The organism is Bacillus sp. FSL E2-8887, from assembly GCF_038007205.1.
Classification (GTDB): domain Bacteria; phylum Bacillota; class Bacilli; order Bacillales; family Bacillaceae_G; genus Bacillus_A; species Bacillus_A mycoides.
Map to the genome: position 1 here is coordinate 5,082,501 of NZ_JBBOWS010000001.1, position 18,951 is coordinate 5,101,451.

General features: G+C 40.4%; 16 protein-coding genes, 1 tRNA gene, 3 rRNA genes, 1 other RNA gene and 1 other annotated feature (1 of these 22 cut by a window edge). Of the genes, 17 read left to right on the plus strand and 4 right to left on the minus strand.

The window, feature by feature from the left end; translation table 11 throughout:
• Positions 1–2,317, plus strand: a 23S ribosomal RNA gene (locus NSQ08_RS26175); it begins 604 nt to the left of the window's first position.
• 49 nt (positions 2,318–2,366) lie between these two features.
• Positions 2,367–2,482 (plus strand): 5S ribosomal RNA (rrf, locus tag NSQ08_RS26180).
• A gap of 36 nt (positions 2,483–2,518) precedes the next feature.
• On the opposite strand, the gene NSQ08_RS26185 is transcribed toward rrf, so the two are convergent.
• Positions 2,519–3,520 carry a YaaC family protein gene (locus NSQ08_RS26185; RefSeq protein ID WP_002009610.1) on the minus strand — a complete coding sequence of 334 codons (1,002 nt, stop codon included), beginning with the start codon at positions 3,518–3,520 and terminating at the stop codon, positions 2,519–2,521.
• A gap of 115 nt (positions 3,521–3,635) precedes the next feature.
• Between NSQ08_RS26185 and guaB the strand changes: the two genes are divergently transcribed.
• The 7 genes from guaB to NSQ08_RS26220 all read left to right on the plus strand — a co-directional run bounded on the left by guaB (position 3,636) and on the right by NSQ08_RS26220 (position 10,590).
• Positions 3,636–5,099 (plus strand): IMP dehydrogenase, encoded by a 1,464-nt coding sequence (guaB, locus tag NSQ08_RS26190; protein ID WP_002107266.1) that lies wholly within the window; start codon positions 3,636–3,638, stop codon positions 5,097–5,099.
• A 113-nt stretch (positions 5,100–5,212) separates the two neighbouring features.
• On the plus strand, positions 5,213–6,523 hold the full coding sequence (locus NSQ08_RS26195) for a D-alanyl-D-alanine carboxypeptidase family protein (protein WP_340780266.1): 1,311 nt from the start codon (positions 5,213–5,215) through the stop codon (positions 6,521–6,523).
• Positions 6,524–6,683: 160 nt separating this feature from the next.
• Entirely contained in the window at positions 6,684–7,571 is an 888-nt protein-coding gene (gene pdxS / locus NSQ08_RS26200) for a pyridoxal 5'-phosphate synthase lyase subunit PdxS (RefSeq protein WP_002009615.1), read from the plus strand.
• An 18-nt stretch (positions 7,572–7,589) separates the two neighbouring features.
• A complete protein-coding gene (gene pdxT, locus NSQ08_RS26205; protein WP_002009616.1) occupies positions 7,590–8,180 on the plus strand; it encodes a pyridoxal 5'-phosphate synthase glutaminase subunit PdxT in 591 nt (196 codons plus the stop codon).
• Positions 8,181–8,234: 54 nt separating this feature from the next.
• Positions 8,235–8,455 (plus strand) — a binding site (T-box leader).
• Positions 8,456–8,506: 51 nt separating this feature from the next.
• Entirely contained in the window at positions 8,507–9,781 is a 1,275-nt protein-coding gene (gene serS, locus NSQ08_RS26210; protein WP_002009617.1) for a serine--tRNA ligase, read from the plus strand.
• Between the two features lie 154 nt (positions 9,782–9,935).
• Positions 9,936–10,028, plus strand: a tRNA-Ser gene (locus NSQ08_RS26215).
• A 166-nt stretch (positions 10,029–10,194) separates the two neighbouring features.
• Positions 10,195–10,590, plus strand: a complete 396-nt coding sequence (locus NSQ08_RS26220) for a DUF3797 domain-containing protein (protein ID WP_002029297.1) — start codon at positions 10,195–10,197, stop codon at positions 10,588–10,590.
• A gap of 35 nt (positions 10,591–10,625) precedes the next feature.
• On the opposite strand, the gene NSQ08_RS26225 is transcribed toward NSQ08_RS26220, so the two are convergent.
• The 3 genes from NSQ08_RS26225 to NSQ08_RS26235 form a co-directional block, all read right to left on the minus strand.
• Complete coding sequence (locus tag NSQ08_RS26225; protein ID WP_002009620.1) at positions 10,626–11,294, minus strand: deoxynucleoside kinase; 669 nt, start codon at positions 11,292–11,294, stop codon at positions 10,626–10,628.
• Between the two features lie 2 nt (positions 11,295–11,296).
• Complete coding sequence (locus NSQ08_RS26230; protein WP_002009621.1) at positions 11,297–11,932, minus strand: deoxynucleoside kinase; 636 nt, start codon at positions 11,930–11,932, stop codon at positions 11,297–11,299.
• Positions 11,933–12,055: 123 nt separating this feature from the next.
• Positions 12,056–12,595 (minus strand): isochorismatase family cysteine hydrolase, encoded by a 540-nt coding sequence (locus NSQ08_RS26235; protein ID WP_002130738.1) that lies wholly within the window; start codon positions 12,593–12,595, stop codon positions 12,056–12,058.
• A gap of 106 nt (positions 12,596–12,701) precedes the next feature.
• Between NSQ08_RS26235 and tadA the strand changes: the two genes are divergently transcribed.
• The 8 genes from tadA (at position 12,702) to NSQ08_RS26275 (ending at position 18,862) form a co-directional block, all read left to right on the plus strand.
• Positions 12,702–13,196: a tRNA adenosine(34) deaminase TadA gene (tadA, locus tag NSQ08_RS26240; RefSeq protein ID WP_002029304.1), complete on the plus strand. Its 495-nt coding sequence runs from the start codon at positions 12,702–12,704 to the stop codon at positions 13,194–13,196.
• Between the two features lie 78 nt (positions 13,197–13,274).
• Positions 13,275–13,539: signal recognition particle sRNA large type (ffs, locus tag NSQ08_RS26245), an RNA gene on the plus strand.
• A gap of 132 nt (positions 13,540–13,671) precedes the next feature.
• Positions 13,672–15,360 carry a DNA polymerase III subunit gamma/tau gene (gene dnaX / locus NSQ08_RS26250; protein ID WP_340779860.1) on the plus strand — a complete coding sequence of 563 codons (1,689 nt, stop codon included), beginning with the start codon at positions 13,672–13,674 and terminating at the stop codon, positions 15,358–15,360.
• A gap of 25 nt (positions 15,361–15,385) precedes the next feature.
• Complete coding sequence (locus tag NSQ08_RS26255) at positions 15,386–15,712, plus strand: YbaB/EbfC family nucleoid-associated protein (protein ID WP_170935248.1); 327 nt, start codon at positions 15,386–15,388, stop codon at positions 15,710–15,712.
• A 14-nt stretch (positions 15,713–15,726) separates the two neighbouring features.
• Positions 15,727–16,323 carry a recombination protein RecR gene (gene recR, locus NSQ08_RS26260; protein WP_002009629.1) on the plus strand — a complete coding sequence of 199 codons (597 nt, stop codon included), beginning with the start codon at positions 15,727–15,729 and terminating at the stop codon, positions 16,321–16,323.
• Positions 16,324–16,337: 14 nt separating this feature from the next.
• On the plus strand, positions 16,338–16,559 hold the full coding sequence (locus NSQ08_RS26265) for a YaaL family protein (protein ID WP_002009631.1): 222 nt from the start codon (positions 16,338–16,340) through the stop codon (positions 16,557–16,559).
• A gap of 262 nt (positions 16,560–16,821) precedes the next feature.
• A complete protein-coding gene (locus NSQ08_RS26270) occupies positions 16,822–17,091 on the plus strand; it encodes a pro-sigmaK processing inhibitor BofA family protein (protein WP_002009632.1) in 270 nt (89 codons plus the stop codon).
• 219 nt (positions 17,092–17,310) lie between these two features.
• Positions 17,311–18,862 (plus strand): 16S ribosomal RNA (locus NSQ08_RS26275).
• Positions 18,863–18,951 lie beyond the last annotated feature (89 nt).

The window sequence follows — 18,951 nt, forward strand, 5'->3', positions numbered from 1 at the left end:
GTGCCTTTTGTAGAATGAACCGGCGAGTTACGATCCCGTGCGAGGTTAAGCTGAAGAGGCGGAGCCGCAGCGAAAGCGAGTCTGAATAGGGCGTTTAGTACGTGGTCGTAGACCCGAAACCAGGTGATCTACCCATGTCCAGGGTGAAGTTCAGGTAACACTGAATGGAGGCCCGAACCCACGCACGTTGAAAAGTGCGGGGATGAGGTGTGGGTAGCGGAGAAATTCCAATCGAACCTGGAGATAGCTGGTTCTCCCCGAAATAGCTTTAGGGCTAGCCTTAAGTGTAAGAGTCTTGGAGGTAGAGCACTGATTGAACTAGGGGTCCTCATCGGATTACCGAATTCAGTCAAACTCCGAATGCCAATGACTTATCCTTAGGAGTCAGACTGCGAGTGATAAGATCCGTAGTCAAGAGGGAAACAGCCCAGATCGCCAGCTAAGGTCCCAAAGTGTGTATTAAGTGGAAAAGGATGTGGAGTTGCTTAGACAACTAGGATGTTGGCTCAGAAGCAGCCACCATTTAAAGAGTGCGTAATAGCTCACTAGTCGAGTGACTCTGCGCCGAAAATGTACCGGGGCTAAATACACCACCGAAGCTGCGAATTGATACCAATGGTATCAGTGGTAGGGGAGCGTTCTAAGTGCAGTGAAGTCAGACCGGAAGGACTGGTGGAGCGCTTAGAAGTGAGAATGCCGGTATGAGTAGCGAAAGACGGGTGAGAATCCCGTCCACCGAATGCCTAAGGTTTCCTGAGGAAGGCTCGTCCGCTCAGGGTTAGTCAGGACCTAAGCCGAGGCCGACAGGCGTAGGCGATGGACAACAGGTTGATATTCCTGTACCACCTCTTTATCGTTTGAGCAATGGAGGGACGCAGAAGGATAGAAGAAGCGTGCGATTGGTTGTGCACGTCCAAGCAGTTAGGCTGATAAGTAGGCAAATCCGCTTATCGTGAAGGCTGAGCTGTGATGGGGAAGCTCCTTATGGAGCGAAGTCTTTGATTCCCCGCTGCCAAGAAAAGCTTCTAGCGAGATAAAAGGTGCCTGTACCGCAAACCGACACAGGTAGGCGAGGAGAGAATCCTAAGGTGTGCGAGAGAACTCTGGTTAAGGAACTCGGCAAAATGACCCCGTAACTTCGGGAGAAGGGGTGCTTTCTTAACGGAAAGCCGCAGTGAATAGGCCCAAGCGACTGTTTAGCAAAAACACAGGTCTCTGCGAAGCCGTAAGGCGAAGTATAGGGGCTGACACCTGCCCGGTGCTGGAAGGTTAAGGAGAGGGGTTAGCGTAAGCGAAGCTCTGAACTGAAGCCCCAGTAAACGGCGGCCGTAACTATAACGGTCCTAAGGTAGCGAAATTCCTTGTCGGGTAAGTTCCGACCCGCACGAAAGGTGTAACGATTTGGGCACTGTCTCAACCAGAGACTCGGTGAAATTATAGTACCTGTGAAGATGCAGGTTACCCGCGACAGGACGGAAAGACCCCGTGGAGCTTTACTGTAGCCTGATATTGAATTTTGGTACAGTTTGTACAGGATAGGCGGGAGCCATTGAAACCGGAGCGCTAGCTTCGGTGGAGGCGCTGGTGGGATACCGCCCTGACTGTATTGAAATTCTAACCTACGGGTCTTATCGACCCGGGAGACAGTGTCAGGTGGGCAGTTTGACTGGGGCGGTCGCCTCCTAAAGTGTAACGGAGGCGCCCAAAGGTTCCCTCAGAATGGTTGGAAATCATTCGTAGAGTGCAAAGGCATAAGGGAGCTTGACTGCGAGACCTACAAGTCGAGCAGGGACGAAAGTCGGGCTTAGTGATCCGGTGGTTCCGCATGGAAGGGCCATCGCTCAACGGATAAAAGCTACCCCGGGGATAACAGGCTTATCTCCCCCAAGAGTCCACATCGACGGGGAGGTTTGGCACCTCGATGTCGGCTCATCGCATCCTGGGGTTGTAGTCGGTCCCAAGGGTTGGGCTGTTCGCCCATTAAAGCGGTACGCGAGCTGGGTTCAGAACGTCGTGAGACAGTTCGGTCCCTATCCGTCGTGGGCGCAGGAAATTTGAGAGGAGCTGTCCTTAGTACGAGAGGACCGGGATGGACGCACCGCTGGTGTACCAGTTGTTCTGCCAAGGGCATAGCTGGGTAGCTATGTGCGGAAGGGATAAGTGCTGAAAGCATCTAAGCATGAAGCCCCCTCAAGATGAGATTTCCCATAGCGTAAGCTAGTAAGATCCCTGAAAGATGATCAGGTTGATAGGTTCGAGGTGGAAGCATGGTGACATGTGGAGCTGACGAATACTAATAGATCGAGGACTTAACCATATAATATGAAGCAAATGTTATCTAGTTTTGAAGGAATATACCTTCATAGTTTGGTGATGATGGCAGAGAGGTCACACCCGTTCCCATACCGAACACGGAAGTTAAGCTCTCTAGCGCCGATGGTAGTTGGGACCTTGTCCCTGTGAGAGTAGGACGTCGCCAAGCAAGATAAAAACACGAGTCATTTGACTCGTGTTTTTTTTATTTCCCATGAAATAGGTTGGATTCCGTTAGTAAAAATGCTGAAATATAGTAAGGGATTTTTTGAGCAGAAATATTGAGGAATTGATAAATAAACGGATAATCTTCAGATCCATAACTTCCAAGTAAGTCATACCACCAATCCGTTTCATACCTAGAAATCATACTTAAATTATAGAGTAATAAATAATGAACAAGAAGCTCAGGCAACACTGGCTTAGAGTTTCTAGGGTCAGTCGTAAGTGGTAAATAATAAGTGTCAGTAAGATGCTCATAGTATAAAGGTGTACTATACATAGGATTCCATGATTGAATAGGTGCCGAAAAAAACAAATTTAATTCATTATTTTTCTCAGGTACGTGTTGTATTGATAAATGCTTACAAGTTGTTTCGATGTAACGAGAAAATCGCTCTTTAGTCATATGTAGTCGATCTAATATATTGACTGAAAAGGAGAGCTCATTTTTATTTGTTGAATCGATCTTATATAAAGTTGATACTTTTTGACTATAGCGCAACAAATTTTGTAATTCAGGAATATTCCCCATTAGCTCTAACATATTAAACTTCTCCGCTTCTAAGTGTTTCATGTGAAACAGTTGTTCTGCAACGTGAGTAAACAATCCGTTTTTCTGTATTTTCACCTCATCTTCTAAAAATTGATACCCCTGTTTTTTCCGTTTACGAGTCGTAACGCCATGAGCTAAAACAGTAGTTGATTCTGGGTAGTTAGGATCAATAGTTAACAAGCAAGCTTTAAACAGTTGGCTAATTCCATAAAATAACAACATCGGCTGAATCGAAAAGGGGGCCACCTTATATAATTCATAATAATTTTTCCCGTGTTCTAAGTAGTAAATAAAGGGATAACAGTTTTCAAAACTTTTTTTTTCAGCATCTTGTATGGAGGATTTTTCATAACAACGGGCAAGATAACGTTGTACATTTTGAGATGAAAAAAAGAAACTTAATTGCTGCCAAGTACAATGTGTTTGATGCATATATTACGCTCCTTTTATTGTCTAAAAATTCTAACATATATATACGTCCTTGACAGTATTTTAACCAATTGATAAGCTACTAATAATAATTTCTGGTATCATGGGGGGAACAATTATGTGGGAATCTAAATTTGTTAAAGAAGGTTTGACTTTTGATGATGTATTACTTGTACCAGCGAGGTCAGATATATTACCAAGAGAAGTAAGTGTTAAAACAGTTTTATCTGAAAGCTTACAGCTAAACATCCCGTTAATTAGTGCAGGAATGGATACAGTAACAGAAGCTGACATGGCTATTGCAATGGCTCGCCAAGGCGGTTTAGGAATTATTCATAAGAATATGTCTATTGAGCAACAAGCAGAGCAAGTTGATAAAGTAAAGCGCTCTGAAAGCGGCGTTATTTCAGATCCTTTCTTCTTAACTCCAGAACATCAAGTATATGATGCAGAACATCTTATGGGAAAATATCGTATCTCAGGTGTACCAGTTGTAAATAATTTAGATGAGCGAAAATTAGTTGGTATTATTACAAACCGTGATATGCGTTTCATCCAAGACTACTCAATCAAAATTTCTGACGTAATGACAAAAGAACAGTTAATTACAGCTCCAGTTGGTACTACACTGGAAGAAGCTGAAAAAATCCTGCAAAAGTATAAAATTGAAAAGCTCCCTCTTGTTGATAATAACGGTGTATTACAAGGGCTTATTACAATAAAAGATATTGAAAAAGTAATTGAATTCCCAAACTCTGCTAAAGATAAGCAAGGACGCTTATTAGTTGGAGCAGCTGTTGGTGTAACGGCTGATGCTATGCTTCGTATCGATGCATTAGTAAAAGCTAGCGTAGATGCAATTGTACTTGATACAGCTCATGGGCATTCTAAAGGTGTTATTGAAAAAGTAAAAGAAGTTCGTGCGAAATATCCAGCACTAAATATTATCGCTGGAAATGTTGCTACAGCTGAAGCAACGAAAGCATTAATTGAGGCTGGTGCAAACGTAGTTAAAGTTGGTATTGGACCAGGTTCTATTTGTACAACGCGTGTTGTAGCTGGTGTTGGTGTACCACAATTAACAGCAGTTTATGATTGTGCAACAGAAGCTCGTAAACACGGTATTCCAGTTATTGCTGATGGCGGTGTTAAGTACTCTGGTGATATGGTTAAAGCTTTAGCAGCAGGAGCACACGTTGTTATGCTAGGTAGTATGTTTGCTGGTGTTGCTGAAAGCCCTGGAGAAACTGAAATTTACCAAGGTCGCCAATTTAAAGTATATCGTGGTATGGGTTCTGTTGGAGCGATGGAAAAAGGAAGTAAAGATCGTTACTTCCAAGAAGGAAACAAAAAACTTGTTCCTGAAGGTATTGAAGGACGCGTACCATATAAAGGACCTTTAGCAGATACAGTTCATCAATTAGTTGGTGGATTACGTGCAGGTATGGGATATTGCGGAGCGCAGAATTTAGAATTCTTACGTGAGAATGCACAGTTCATTCGTATGTCAGGTGCAGGTTTACGTGAAAGCCATCCTCATCACGTACAGATTACAAAAGAGGCTCCAAACTACTCATTGTAATGTCTTATATACAAATAGACAGAGATTTGATATCTCTGTCTATTTTTTTTTGATTATGTTAGAATAACGGTTATGTGAGTACATAGATATTGGGGGTAGCAAAAGTGAAAGGTATGTTTTGCAAAAGATTCATTGCGTTGGTAACAGTGCTTACAATAGCTTGTAGCATGCTTGTACCATATAGCAATGCATCAGCAGAAACAGGAGCCGCTTTAAACATTGAAGCAGGTGCGGCAATTTTAGTAGAAGCGAATTCTGGGAAGATTTTATATCAAAAAAATGCAGATGAGTTATTATCAATTGCTAGTATGACAAAAATGATGAGTGAATACCTAGTGAACGAGGCTATTGCGAAAGGGAAACTAAAATGGGATCAAAAAGTTAAGGTTTCCGAATATGCGTATAACATTTCGCAAGATCGTTCATTATCGAATGTGCCTCTACGAAATGGTGAATCTTATACAGTAAAAGAGCTATACGAAGCAATGGCAATTTATTCTGCTAATGGTGCAACGATAGCGTTAGCTGAAGCAGTTGCTGGAAAAGAAGTAGACTTTGTAAAAATGATGAATGATAAATCGAAAGAGTTTGGATTAAAAAATTATAAGTTTGTAAATTCTACGGGCTTAACGAACAAAGATTTAAAAGGACACCATCCTGAAGGGACAACTCCAGATGAAGAAAATAAAATGTCTGCGAGAGATGTAGCAATTTTAGCACAACGTCTTATTCAAGATTTCCCTAAAACATTAGACATAGCAAAAATTTCAAAAAAAGTATTCCGTGAAGGTACTCCGGATCGGATTGAAATGCCTAACTGGAACTGGATGTTAAAGGGGTTAATTAAGGAATACGAAGGCGTAGATGGTCTGAAAACAGGATCAACTCCAGAAGCAGGAGATTGTTTCACTGGTACGATTGAAAGAAATGGTATGCGTTTCATTTCTGTAGTTATTAAAACAAAATCTCACACGGCAAGATTTGATGAGACAAAGAAATTATATGATTATGGCTTTGCTAACTTTGAAATGAAGAAAATGTATGAAAAAGGTTCTTCGGTCAAAGGAAAAGAAACAGTAAGAGTTGAAAATGCGAAAGATAAAGATGTAGCAGTTCAAACGAAGCAAGCTGTTTCACTTCCGGTGCCAAAGGGAAGTAAAGACGTTTATAAAACAGAATTTAAAGAAGGAAATAAGGGACAAGAAGCACCTCTGAAAAAGGGAGTTGCACTTGGACAAATGGTTGTAACGTCTAAAGATAGTAATGATCCTGGATTTTTATCAGGAAAATCATTACAAGTAGACCTTGTAACAAAATCTGAAGTAGAAGAGGCAGGCTGGTTCACACGTTCTATGCGCGGAATTGGTTCTTTCTTTAGTGGTATGTGGAATAGTGCTGTTGATACAGTAAAAGGTTGGTTTTAAAAGCTCCTCATTGTAGGAGCTTTTTCTTATTCCTATTTTTCATACCGACTTTATGAAAAAGTAGTGGACAAGCATCAGATAGTTAGTGGTAGAATGTAAGAGTATTCTTAATTTTCTTCTTTAACGGGGGAAAGCAATTCACCTAGGGGGGTTTTTGTACATGACAAATGTAACAGGGACAGAACGTGTAAAACGTGGAATGGCAGAAATGCAAAAAGGCGGCGTTATTATGGACGTAGTTAACGCTGAGCAAGCAAGGATTGCAGAAGAGGCAGGCGCAGTTGCTGTTATGGCATTAGAGCGTGTACCTGCAGATATTCGTGCAGCAGGTGGCGTTTCTCGTATGGCAGATCCAACAATTGTTGAAGAAGTTATGGGTGCTGTATCAATTCCGGTTATGGCAAAATGTCGTATCGGTCACCTTGTAGAAGCACGTGTATTAGAATCATTAGGGGTAGACTATATCGATGAGAGTGAAGTATTGACTCCTGCTGATGAAGTATACCATTTAAATAAACGTGATTACACAGTTCCGTTTGTATGTGGTTGCCGCGATATCGGAGAAGCTGCACGTCGTATTGCAGAAGGTGCAGCTATGCTTCGTACAAAAGGTGAACCTGGAACAGGAAACATTGTAGAGGCAGTGCGTCATATGCGCCAAGTCAATGCAGAAATCCGTCAAGTTGCAAGTCTACGTGAAGATGAGTTAATGACATATGCAAAAAATACTGGTGCTCCTTATGAAGTACTACTTGAAATTAAACGCCTTGGTCGCCTGCCAGTTGTAAACTTTGCAGCAGGTGGTGTAGCAACACCAGCAGATGCAGCGTTAATGATGCAACTTGGTGCTGATGGTGTATTTGTTGGATCTGGTATCTTCAAATCAGAGAACCCAGAGAAATTTGCACGTGCAATCGTTGAAGCAACGACTCATTATGAAGATTACGAACTAATTGCAAGCCTTTCTAAAGGATTAGGTAATGCAATGAAAGGTATCGAAATTTCAACGTTATTACCAGAACAACGCATGCAAGAGCGTGGATGGTAATTAAAGGAGATCTTTAAAATGGTGAAAATCGGTGTACTAGGTCTTCAAGGTGCAGTTCGTGAGCATGTAAAATCAGTTGAGGCAAGTGGTGCAGAAGCTGTTGTTGTAAAGCGTATAGAGCAACTTGAAGAGATTGATGGTCTTATTTTACCAGGCGGTGAAAGTACAACAATGCGCCGTCTTATTGATAAGTATGCTTTCATGGAGCCTCTTCGTACATTTGCGAAGTCTGGTAAACCAATGTTTGGTACATGTGCAGGAATGATTCTTCTTGCGAAAACACTTATTGGCTATGAAGAAGCACATATTGGTGCTATGGATATTACGGTTGAGCGCAATGCGTTCGGACGCCAAAAAGATAGTTTTGAAGCTGCACTTTCAATTAAAGGTGTGGGAGAAGACTTTGTTGGTGTATTTATCCGTGCTCCGTATGTTGTAAATGTAGCTGATGATGTTGAAGTACTTTCTATGCATGGCGAGCGAATGGTAGCGGTAAGGCAAGGGCCGTTTTTAGCTGCTTCTTTCCATCCGGAATTAACGGATGATCATCGTGTAACAGCATACTTTGTAGAAATGGTAAAAGAAGCGAAAATGAAAAAAGTTGTATAAGTAACTTGCAACTTGTATAAGATTATAGTAAATTGATGATAACAATTTTATAAAATAAGCGTGTTGATAGGAAGTAGTAACAAATGTTGTTTCTTATAGAGAGTCGATGGTTGGTGGAAATCGATAGAAACAGTTTGTGAATCCATCCTGGAATGGAATGTGGAATATCTTTTGATTAGTAAACATTCCCGGTGAAGAGCCGTTATTTCTACTTGAGAGGAAAGCGGTAATGCTTTCAACTAGGGTGGCAACGCGGGTTAACTCCCGTCCCTTTGTATAGGGACGGGAGTTTTTTGTGTTTTATAAAATAAAAGGAGGAGTATATAATGCTTGATATTAAATTTTTACGTACGAATTTTGAAGAAGTAAAAGCAAAATTACAGCATAGAGGCGAAGATTTAACGGATTTTGGTCGCTTTGAAGAACTTGATACGAGAAGAAGAGAGCTACTTGTTCAAACAGAAGAACTAAAAAGTAAACGTAACGAAGTATCTCAACAAATTTCAGTATTAAAGCGTGAAAAGAAAGATGCGGAGGCTCTAATTCTAGAAATGCGTGAAGTTGGGGAAAAAGTAAAAGATCTTGATAATGAGCTTCGTACAGTTGAAGAAGATTTAGAAAGATTAATGCTATCTATCCCAAATATCCCTCATGAATCTGCCCCAATAGGCGAAACAGAGGATGATAACGTAGTAGCACGTACTTGGGGAGAAGTGAAAGAATTTACTTATGAGCCAAAACCACATTGGGACCTTGCTACTGATTTAGGGATTTTAGATTTTGAACGTGCTGGGAAAGTAACAGGAAGCCGATTTGTATTTTACAAAGGTGCTGGTGCAAGATTAGAACGTGCTTTGATTAGCTTTATGCTTGACCTTCATACTGATGAGCATGGATATGAGGAAGTATTGCCTCCTTATATGGTAAACCGTGCAAGTATGACAGGAACAGGACAACTTCCGAAGTTTGAAGAAGATGCATTCCGTATTGAAAGTGAAGATTATTTCCTAATCCCAACAGCTGAAGTACCTGTAACGAATATGCATCGTGATGAGATTGTGAGTAAAGAGCAATTGCCGATACGATATGCTGCGTTTAGCTCATGCTTCCGTTCTGAAGCAGGTTCAGCTGGTCGTGATACACGTGGTTTAATTCGTCAACACCAATTTAATAAAGTTGAACTTGTGAAGTTCGTGAAACCAGAAGATTCTTACGAAGAGTTAGAAAAATTAACAAATGATGCAGAGCGCGTGTTACAATTATTAGAGTTGCCATATCGCGTTATGAGCATGTGTACAGGAGATTTAGGATTTACAGCAGCGAAGAAATACGATATTGAAGTATGGATTCCAAGCTATGGTACATATCGTGAAATTTCTTCTTGTAGTAATTTTGAGGCATTCCAAGCGAGACGCGCGAATATCCGTTTCCGTCGTGAGCCAAATGGCAAACCGGAACATGTTCATACACTAAATGGATCTGGTCTTGCAATTGGACGTACAGTGGCAGCTATTTTAGAGAACTACCAACAAGAAGATGGTACAATTATAATTCCAGAAGTTCTTCGCCCTTATATGGGAGGAAAAACAGTTATTAAATAAGTTAAAACATTCATCGGTATGAGTGATTGGTAATTATGGACGTTGTCAGCAGTGTCATAAAGGAGAGGGGAAGTAAAATTTTCCTTTCCTCATAATTTATTATAGTAGGGTTGACTAACTGTTTTTCTTTTGATATTATATTTGATGTCAATATGGAGGTATACCCAAGTCTGGCTGAAGGGATCGGTCTTGAAAACCGACAGGCGGCGAGAGTCGCGCGGGGGTTCGAATCCCTCTACCTCCTCCAGATATAATTGACAACAGCGCATATAAGTGGAGATTGGAGAACTCGTTACCAACACGTAACGAGTTTTTATTTTAAAACCAATCATAAAGTATGATGTAAGGATATAGTGTCCTTATTACACACTCATATTCCGATGATTATCTTCATAGATATGAAAGGAGTTAACATGGATCTTATTATACAAACGTTTCCTTTAGATGGAAAAACTTTATATTATGTACAATGTCCTGTCTGTAAGAACAATAGAATTTTAAACAGTGGTGCAAATGTGTCGCGCATTATAAGTGATGATACATTCCGTAAACTTTGTGGTTGCACTTGTGATGTAAAACAGGTTGCAAAAAAAGTAGAGGTACCAAAAGAAGCTGAAAAACCAGCTGTGCAAAAAGAAGTAACTCCAAAACGTACAGGGAAATTACTAACAGCAGTAATTAATGGGAAAGAATTGACTGTTAAAGAGATTGCTGAAACATATGATATTAGTACGAGTACTGTTCGTCAGCGTATTAATGCTGGAAAGCCAGAGAGTGAAATTATTGCTCCGACAAAAAAGAAAAAGTAATTTCATAGGAAAACCCGTGCATATGCACGGGTTTTTTATTTTACAAGTTTACGTGTTTGTTTTAAAAAATGTCCAATTTTTTTAATGATTGGTTCGATTGAATCGCCATCTTTTAAAATATCGTATTCATTAATGTTTAATCGTAAAACAGGGCATGAATTAAAGTTATTAATCCAGTTATCGTAACGTCCATGCATCTCTTTCCAATATTCAATTGGTGTTTGCTGCTCCATGGGACGTCCTCGTTCTTGAATACGATCGACAATATCATCAAAAGAACCTTCTAGGTAAATTAATAAGTCTGGATGAGGGAAGTAAGGAGTCATGACCATAGCATCAAATAAACCTTTGTATGTTTCATAATCAGTTTCAGTCATTGTACCCTTTTCGTAATGCATTTTTGCGAAAATACCAGTGTCCTCATAGATAGAACGGTCTTGAACAAAACCGCCACCATATTCGAAAATTCTTTTTTGTTCTTTAAATCGTTCTGCTAAAAAGTACACTTGTAAGTGAAAGCTCCAGCGTGTGAAATCGGCATAGAACTTGTCCAAATATGGGTTGGAATCTACTTTTTCAAAAGATGTACGATAACCTAAAGCGTTAGCCAATGCAGTTGTCATAGTTGATTTACCGACACCTACTGTCCCAGCAATAGTGATAACTGCATCATTTGGTATATCATATTTTTGCCTTAAATTCATTGTTATTTCGACTCCTTCAAGAGAGTATTTTGAAGAGCTGATAAGATGACATTTAAATCATCAGGATTTCTTACAAAATCCATATCGTCTCCATTAAATTTCAATACTGGAATATCTGGATGGTCCTTTTTGAAAGCATCCATTGCTGTTTCGTAATCTTTTGTAAGCTGTAGCAAGTAATTTGGATCCATATTTTTTTCGAATTCTCTTCCGCGCATGGCAATTCGTTTTTGTAATGTTTCTAGGCTCGCTGTTAAATAAACGATGACATTTGGCACAGGCATATCTTGCGTAAGAATGCGATAAATTTGCATGTACTTGTCATATTGAGAATCTTTTAATGTACGGGATGCAAAAATTAAATTTTTAAATATATGATAATCTGCTACTACAGGCTTTCTTTGATTCAAATACTTTATGTTAATATCCTCTAGTTGTTTGTATCTATTACAAAGAAAGAACATCTCTGTTTGAAAACTCCATTCGTCGATGTCTTCGTAGAATTTTCCTAAAAAAGGATTTTCATCAACAATCTCTTTTAGTAAGTGGAGTTGCATGTGAGTTGAAAGTTCCTTCGCAAGTGAAGTTTTTCCAACACCAATTGGTCCTTCAACCGTGATAAATGGTACTCCGGTCACGCTGTTTCCTCCTTTCAATCAGTGATTTACCGTGACTACTAAAAACACAAAACAGAATTATTGTAGCACAAGAGGGGAGCGAGCGGACTAATTTGATATAAAAAGTTAGAAAATAGATATGTATTAATTAAATTTTATTTGGGATGACGGTACAATATTTGCCTTTAATGTGGCTTCCATTATTTTTAAAGCATGTTCATTATCTTGCTCGTTATTAGAAGCGATGCAATCCCGTGGTACATAAAGTGTATAATTTCTCATATGGGCATCATTAGCTGTAAAAAGGATGCATATGTTCCCGGCAATTCCTGTTAAAATGAGATTTTCGATTTTTAAATAACCTAATAAAGAATTCAAAGGTGTTTCATAAAAAGCAGAGTAATGTGGTTTAATAAAAATGTAATCGTCAGTATGCGGAGCAATGGCCTCGATAATATTTTTACTATACTCATTTGTACAATGGGTGATAAGTTGATCAATATCAGATCTCCAAAGTTGATAGTGATCATTGACATAAATTATTGGATAGCCCAACGATTTCATGGTGTCCTTTAATTGTAAAATGGGGTTCTTTATAATTTCACATTTCTGTGCCAGGATGGGTCCGTGGGAGAATTGAAAATCATTAATCATATCGATAATGAGTAAGGCGGTATTTTTCATATGTAATTCCCTCTCTTTCTTCTTTAGGTTGGATTGAATTTGTAAAAGTTATCCCACCTGCAAGAAATGAAAAAGTGTATTTTATTTTTGGTGAAAGGACTATATTATGGAGCGAGATATATATTTTATGCAGTTAGCAATAGAGGAAGCGAAGAAGGCGGAGGCGATACAAGAGGTACCAATTGGTGCTGTAATTGTGCTAGATGGTGAAGTGATTAGTGTCGCACATAACTTAAGAGAAACTGAACAGAGATCAATAGCTCACGCCGAACTCTTAGCTATTGATGAAGCTTGCAAAAAATTAGGGACATGGCGTTTAGAAGATGCAACGTTATATGTAACATTAGAACCTTGCCCAATGTGTGCAGGGGGAATTGTTTTATCGCGTATAAAACGGGTTGTATATGGTGCGAGCGATCCGAAAGGTGGATGTGCAGGTACGTTGATGAATCTTTTAACTGATGAGCGTTTTAATCATCAGTGTGAAGTAGTGCCTGGTGTACTTGAAGAAGAATGTGGTACGTTGTTAACGATTTTTTTTAGGGAGCTTCGTAAGAAAAGAAAAGAAGTGAAAAAACTAGAGAAAAGTAATGGTAACTAACGTATTTGCATTTTGTAAAAAAACAAGTTATACTGATAATGCCTTATCCAAGGCAACCGAATATTGGTTTTAACTTTGCCGTGCTAAGCGGGGAGGTAGCGGTGCCCTATACTCGCAATCCGCTCTAGCGAGGCTGAATCCCTTCTCGAGGTTATGTTGCTGTAAGGTCTGCCTTAAGTAAGTGGTGTTGACGTTTGGGTCCTGCGCAACGGGACCCCGTGAACCTTGTCAGGTCCGGAAGGAAGCAGCAATAAGCGGGTTTTCTCGTGTGCCGCAGGAGTGCCTGAACCGAGCTAACTGCTTGAGTAACGCTTATGGTACGTAATCGACAGAAGGTGCACGGCAGTTATATATGTATACAAAACTCACCTTTATATAAAGGTGAGTTTTTTGTATGGAAAATAACTTTTGGAATCTATAAACAGAATGGGTTATAATAAATAAGATAATAACCTTTGAGGGAGGCCGTATTTTCGTGTCATACCAAGCGTTATACCGAACATGGAGACCGCAAAAATTCGAAGATGTAGTCGGTCAAAAGCACGTGACAAAAACGTTGCAAAATGCCCTTCTTCAAGAGAAAGCTTCACATGCTTATTTGTTTTCGGGTCCGAGGGGAACAGGGAAAACGACAATTGCAAAAGTATTTGCAAAGGCAATTAACTGTGAACACGCCCCGGTAGCTGAACCTTGTAATGAATGTCCTTCTTGTTTAGGAATTACACAAGGGTCTATTTCAGATGTATTAGAAATTGATGCGGCTTCAAATAACGGTGTAGATGAAATTCGAGATATAAGAGATAAAGTAAAATATGCTCCAAGTGCTGTAGGATATAAAGTATACATTATTGATGAAGTTCACATGCTTTCTATGGGTGCCTTTAATGCGCTTTTGAAAACTTTAGAAGAGCCGCCAGGACATGTTATTTTTATTCTGGCGACAACAGAACCGCATAAAATTCCAGCTACAATTATTTCGCGTTGTCAGCGTTTTGAGTTTCGAAAGATATCAGTAAATGATATCGTTGAGAGATTATCGACGGTCGTGACAAATGAAGGTACGCAAGTAGAAGATGAAGCGTTACAAATCGTAGCGCGTGCCGCCGAAGGTGGTATGCGTGATGCGCTCAGTCTTATTGATCAAGCTATTTCTTATAGTGATGAAACGGTGACGAGTGAAGATGTTTTAGCTGTAACAGGATCTGTATCTCAGCGATATTTGGGTGACCTGGTAGAATGTATACGTGAAAATGATGTATCAAGAGCGTTACGTATTATAGATGAGATGATGAGTAAAGGGAAAGATCCAGTTCGCTTTATGGAGGATTTCATTTACTACTATCGTGATATGCTTTTATATCAAACTTCACCACAATTAGAACATATGTTGGAACGGGTAATTGTAGATGATCAATTCCGTACGTTAAGTGAAGAAATGCAACCGGAAGTAATCTATGAAATTATTCATACCCTTAGTAAGGGACAACAGGAGATGAAGTGGACAAACCATCCAAGAATATTCTTGGAAGTTGTTATGGTGCAACTGTGTCAGCAGTTTATGATGCAAGCAAACGGCGCAGATCGTTTACAAGCGATTATGAACAGGATGCAGCAGTTGGAGAAAGAGTTAGAGCAAGTTAAAAAGAATGGCGTGCCAGCTGGTGTGCAGCAGGAAGTAAGAGAGACGCGGGCAACACCAAAACCGGTACGAACAGGAAGTATGAAAATTCCTGTTGGACGTGTGAATGAAGTGTTAAAGCAAGCGAAGCGTCAAGATTTAGAACAGTTAAAAGCTGTATGGGGCGAATTATTAGGAAGGCTCAAGTCACATAACAAAGTAGCATTTGCTGTTTTATTAGAAAATAGTGAACCAGTTGCGGCTTCGGATGATACCTATGTGTTAGCATTTCAATATGAGATTCATTGCAAAATGGCTAGTGAAAATCGAGAAGCGATGGATACATTGGAACAAACCCTTTTTGAATTGTTAAGTAAAAGGTTAAATATGATTGCTATCCCAAAAAGTGAATGGGGTAAAATTCGTGAAGACTTTTTACAACGCGAAGGCGGGGATTCTGAAGAAAGCCAAGAACAAAAAGAAGATCCTCTTATAGAAGAGGCTGTAAAATTAGTAGGGCAAGAACTTATTGAAATAAAAGAGTAATAATAATGAGGAGGAATTAATTATGATGCGTGGCGGAATGGGAAATATGAATAATATGATGAAACAAATGCAAAAGATGCAAAAGGACATGGCGAAGGCGCAAGAAGAGCTTGGCGAAAAAACAGTTGAAGGTACAGCTGGCGGCGGAATGGTTACTGTTATTGCAAATGGTCATAAGCAAGTTCTTGAAGTGAAAATTAAAGAAGAAGTTGTAGATCCAGAAGATATCGAAATGTTACAAGACTTAGTATTAGCTGCAACGAATGATGCACTTAAAAAGGTTGATGAACTTTCAAACTCTACAATGGGCAAATTTACAAAAGGCATGAACTTACCAGGTGGAATGTTCTAGGAGGATATTGATATATGCATTATCCAGAACCGATATCAAAATTAATCGATAGTTTTATGAAGTTGCCAGGAATTGGACCGAAAACAGCGGTTCGATTGGCATTCTTCGTGTTAGATATGAAAGAGGATGATGTACTAGGTTTTGCGAAAGCACTTGTGAATGCAAAGCGAGATTTAGCGTATTGTTCTGTGTGCGGACATATCACTGACCGCGATCCTTGTTATATTTGTGACGATTCGCATAGGGATCAATCGGTTGTTTGTGTAGTACAAGAGCCGAAAGATGTAATTGCGATGGAAAAAATGAAAGAATATCAAGGTGTATATCATGTTTTGCGTGGTGCCATTTCTCCAATGGAAGGAATTGGACCAGAGGATATTAATATCCCGCAGTTATTAAAGAGACTGCAAGATGAAACAGTACAAGAAGTGATATTAGCAACAAACCCTAATATTGAAGGGGAAGCCACAGCGATGTACATATCCCGCCTCTTAAAGCCAACAGGAATTAAAGTAACTCGTATTGCACATGGTCTGCCAGTTGGTGGAGATTTAGAATATGCAGATGAAGTAACACTATCGAAAGCTTTAGAAGGCCGTAGAGAGATATAAGAGGAGAAGGGAAAATGTTCTTTCAAAAAAAGGGTAAGTTGCGTAAAGAGTATGACGATAAGTTAATTGTATTATTAGAAAAGGTAAAGAATGAATGGCTACGTCAGAAGAGACTGGTTGAACAAAGTGTTGAGCCGTCTCAAGATGTACTTTGTTCTTTAAAAATAGCAGAGGCGAAATATTTTTTCTTGTTAAAAGAAGCAAAACGTCGTCCTGTGAAAATGGAACAATGGTAAAAGGTCCTGCTTTTTAAAGCGGGACCTTTTACTTTTTATCGATTTATTTGTGAGTAATAGGGCTACTTTATTTTTGGGATATAAAGAGGAGAAAGAAAAAATGGGAATGGAATTAGTTGTATCTAATTGCTAGTGCTTAGAAGAAAGATTACTGATTAAAGGTTATAAAGATGAAGTGGTAGGAGTTATGTTATAGATGTTCTTTTTTCTTGTCTTGTCCCATACAAATGGATATGTATAGGTCATTCATAAGGAGGAAAAAATGAATTCTACAATTATTATTGTTGGCATTCTTTCTTTAGTTTTTATTTTTCTTGTTTTTGGTGTTTCTGCTAAACCAATACGTTTTATAGGGAAAGCGCTCTTTCATGTCACTTTAGGTATAGCGTTACTATTTATTGTGAATGTTGCAGGGACATACTTCGATTTTCATATTCCAATTAACATGGGCACAGCTACAGTATCAAGTTTATTAGGGGTGCCAGGTGTTGCTGCATTAGTGATTATTAAGCTATATATAATGCCAAGATAAATTTATTTTGGCATTTTTTAAAAAAGCGTTGACTTATCGATTAGTAATATGATAAATTAATAAGCGTCGTCAGGAACGAAAGAAAAAAGTTGTTGACAGATTCAAGTCAAAATGTTAAATTATAAAAGTCGCTGAAACGCGGCATTGAACTTTGAAAACTAAACGAAACAAACAACGTGAAACGTCAATTTTTATTTTTAGATGCTAGACAAACTAACTTTATTGGAGAGTTTGATCCTGGCTCAGGATGAACGCTGGCGGCGTGCCTAATACATGCAAGTCGAGCGAATGGATTAAGAGCTTGCTCTTATGAAGTTAGCGGCGGACGGGTGAGTAACACGTGGGTAACCTACCCATAAGACTGGGATAACTCCGGGAAACCGGGGCTAATACCGGATAATATTTTGAACTGCATAGTTCGAAATTGAAAGGCGGCTTCGGCTGTCACTTATGGATGGACCCGCGTCGCATTAGCTAGTTGGTGAGGTAACGGCTCACCAAGGCGACGATGCGTAGCCGACCTGAGAGGGTGATCGGCCACACTGGGACTGAGACACGGCCCAGACTCCTACGGGAGGCAGCAGTAGGGAATCTTCCGCAATGGACGAAAGTCTGACGGAGCAACGCCGCGTGAGTGATGAAGGCTTTCGGGTCGTAAAACTCTGTTGTTAGGGAAGAACAAGTGCTAGTTGAATAAGCTGGCACCTTGACGGTACCTAACCAGAAAGCCACGGCTAACTACGTGCCAGCAGCCGCGGTAATACGTAGGTGGCAAGCGTTATCCGGAATTATTGGGCGTAAAGCGCGCGCAGGTGGTTTCTTAAGTCTGATGTGAAAGCCCACGGCTCAACCGTGGAGGGTCATTGGAAACTGGGAGACTTGAGTGCAGAAGAGGAAAGTGGAATTCCATGTGTAGCGGTGAAATGCGTAGAGATATGGAGGAACACCAGTGGCGAAGGCGACTTTCTGGTCTGTAACTGACACTGAGGCGCGAAAGCGTGGGGAGCAAACAGGATTAGATACCCTGGTAGTCCACGCCGTAAACGATGAGTGCTAAGTGTTAGAGGGTTTCCGCCCTTTAGTGCTGAAGTTAACGCATTAAGCACTCCGCCTGGGGAGTACGGCCGCAAGGCTGAAACTCAAAGGAATTGACGGGGGCCCGCACAAGCGGTGGAGCATGTGGTTTAATTCGAAGCAACGCGAAGAACCTTACCAGGTCTTGACATCCTCTGAAAACTCTAGAGATAGAGCTTCTCCTTCGGGAGCAGAGTGACAGGTGGTGCATGGTTGTCGTCAGCTCGTGTCGTGAGATGTTGGGTTAAGTCCCGCAACGAGCGCAACCCTTGATCTTAGTTGCCATCATTAAGTTGGGCACTCTAAGGTGACTGCCGGTGACAAACCGGAGGAAGGTGGGGATGACGTCAAATCATCATGCCCCTTATGACCTGGGCTACACACGTGCTACAATGGACGGTACAAAGAGCTGCAAGACCGCGAGGTGGAGCTAATCTCATAAAACCGTTCTCAGTTCGGATTGTAGGCTGCAACTCGCCTACATGAAGCTGGAATCGCTAGTAATCGCGGATCAGCATGCCGCGGTGAATACGTTCCCGGGCCTTGTACACACCGCCCGTCACACCACGAGAGTTTGTAACACCCGAAGTCGGTGGGGTAACCTTTATGGAGCCAGCCGCCTAAGGTGGGACAGATGATTGGGGTGAAGTCGTAACAAGGTAGCCGTATCGGAAGGTGCGGCTGGATCACCTCCTTTCTATGGAGAATTGATGAACGCAGTTCATCAATAAACGTTGACTTGTTTTGTTTCGTTCAGTTTTGAGAGAACTATCTCTCAAGTTTAAA

What these genes read in the sequence shown, in the direction of transcription:
- NSQ08_RS26185 (WP_002009610.1), bottom strand. Translation starts at nt 3,520, where the DNA reads ATGCATCAAACACATTGTACTTGGCAGCAATTAAGTTTCTTTTTTTCA.
- guaB (WP_002107266.1), top strand. Translation starts at nt 3,636, where the DNA reads ATGTGGGAATCTAAATTTGTTAAAGAAGGTTTGACTTTTGATGATGTA.
- NSQ08_RS26195 (WP_340780266.1), top strand. Translation starts at nt 5,213, where the DNA reads ATGTTTTGCAAAAGATTCATTGCGTTGGTAACAGTGCTTACAATAGCT.
- pdxS (WP_002009615.1), top strand. Translation starts at nt 6,684, where the DNA reads ATGACAAATGTAACAGGGACAGAACGTGTAAAACGTGGAATGGCAGAA.
- pdxT (WP_002009616.1), top strand. Translation starts at nt 7,590, where the DNA reads ATGGTGAAAATCGGTGTACTAGGTCTTCAAGGTGCAGTTCGTGAGCAT.
- serS (WP_002009617.1), top strand. Translation starts at nt 8,507, where the DNA reads ATGCTTGATATTAAATTTTTACGTACGAATTTTGAAGAAGTAAAAGCA.
- NSQ08_RS26220 (WP_002029297.1), top strand. Translation starts at nt 10,195, where the DNA reads ATGGATCTTATTATACAAACGTTTCCTTTAGATGGAAAAACTTTATAT.
- NSQ08_RS26225 (WP_002009620.1), bottom strand. Translation starts at nt 11,294, where the DNA reads ATGAATTTAAGGCAAAAATATGATATACCAAATGATGCAGTTATCACT.
- NSQ08_RS26235 (WP_002130738.1), bottom strand. Translation starts at nt 12,595, where the DNA reads ATGAAAAATACCGCCTTACTCATTATCGATATGATTAATGATTTTCAA.
- tadA (WP_002029304.1), top strand. Translation starts at nt 12,702, where the DNA reads ATGGAGCGAGATATATATTTTATGCAGTTAGCAATAGAGGAAGCGAAG.
- NSQ08_RS26255 (WP_170935248.1), top strand. Translation starts at nt 15,386, where the DNA reads ATGCGTGGCGGAATGGGAAATATGAATAATATGATGAAACAAATGCAA.
- recR (WP_002009629.1), top strand. Translation starts at nt 15,727, where the DNA reads ATGCATTATCCAGAACCGATATCAAAATTAATCGATAGTTTTATGAAG.
- NSQ08_RS26265 (WP_002009631.1), top strand. Translation starts at nt 16,338, where the DNA reads ATGTTCTTTCAAAAAAAGGGTAAGTTGCGTAAAGAGTATGACGATAAG.
- NSQ08_RS26270 (WP_002009632.1), top strand. Translation starts at nt 16,822, where the DNA reads ATGAATTCTACAATTATTATTGTTGGCATTCTTTCTTTAGTTTTTATT.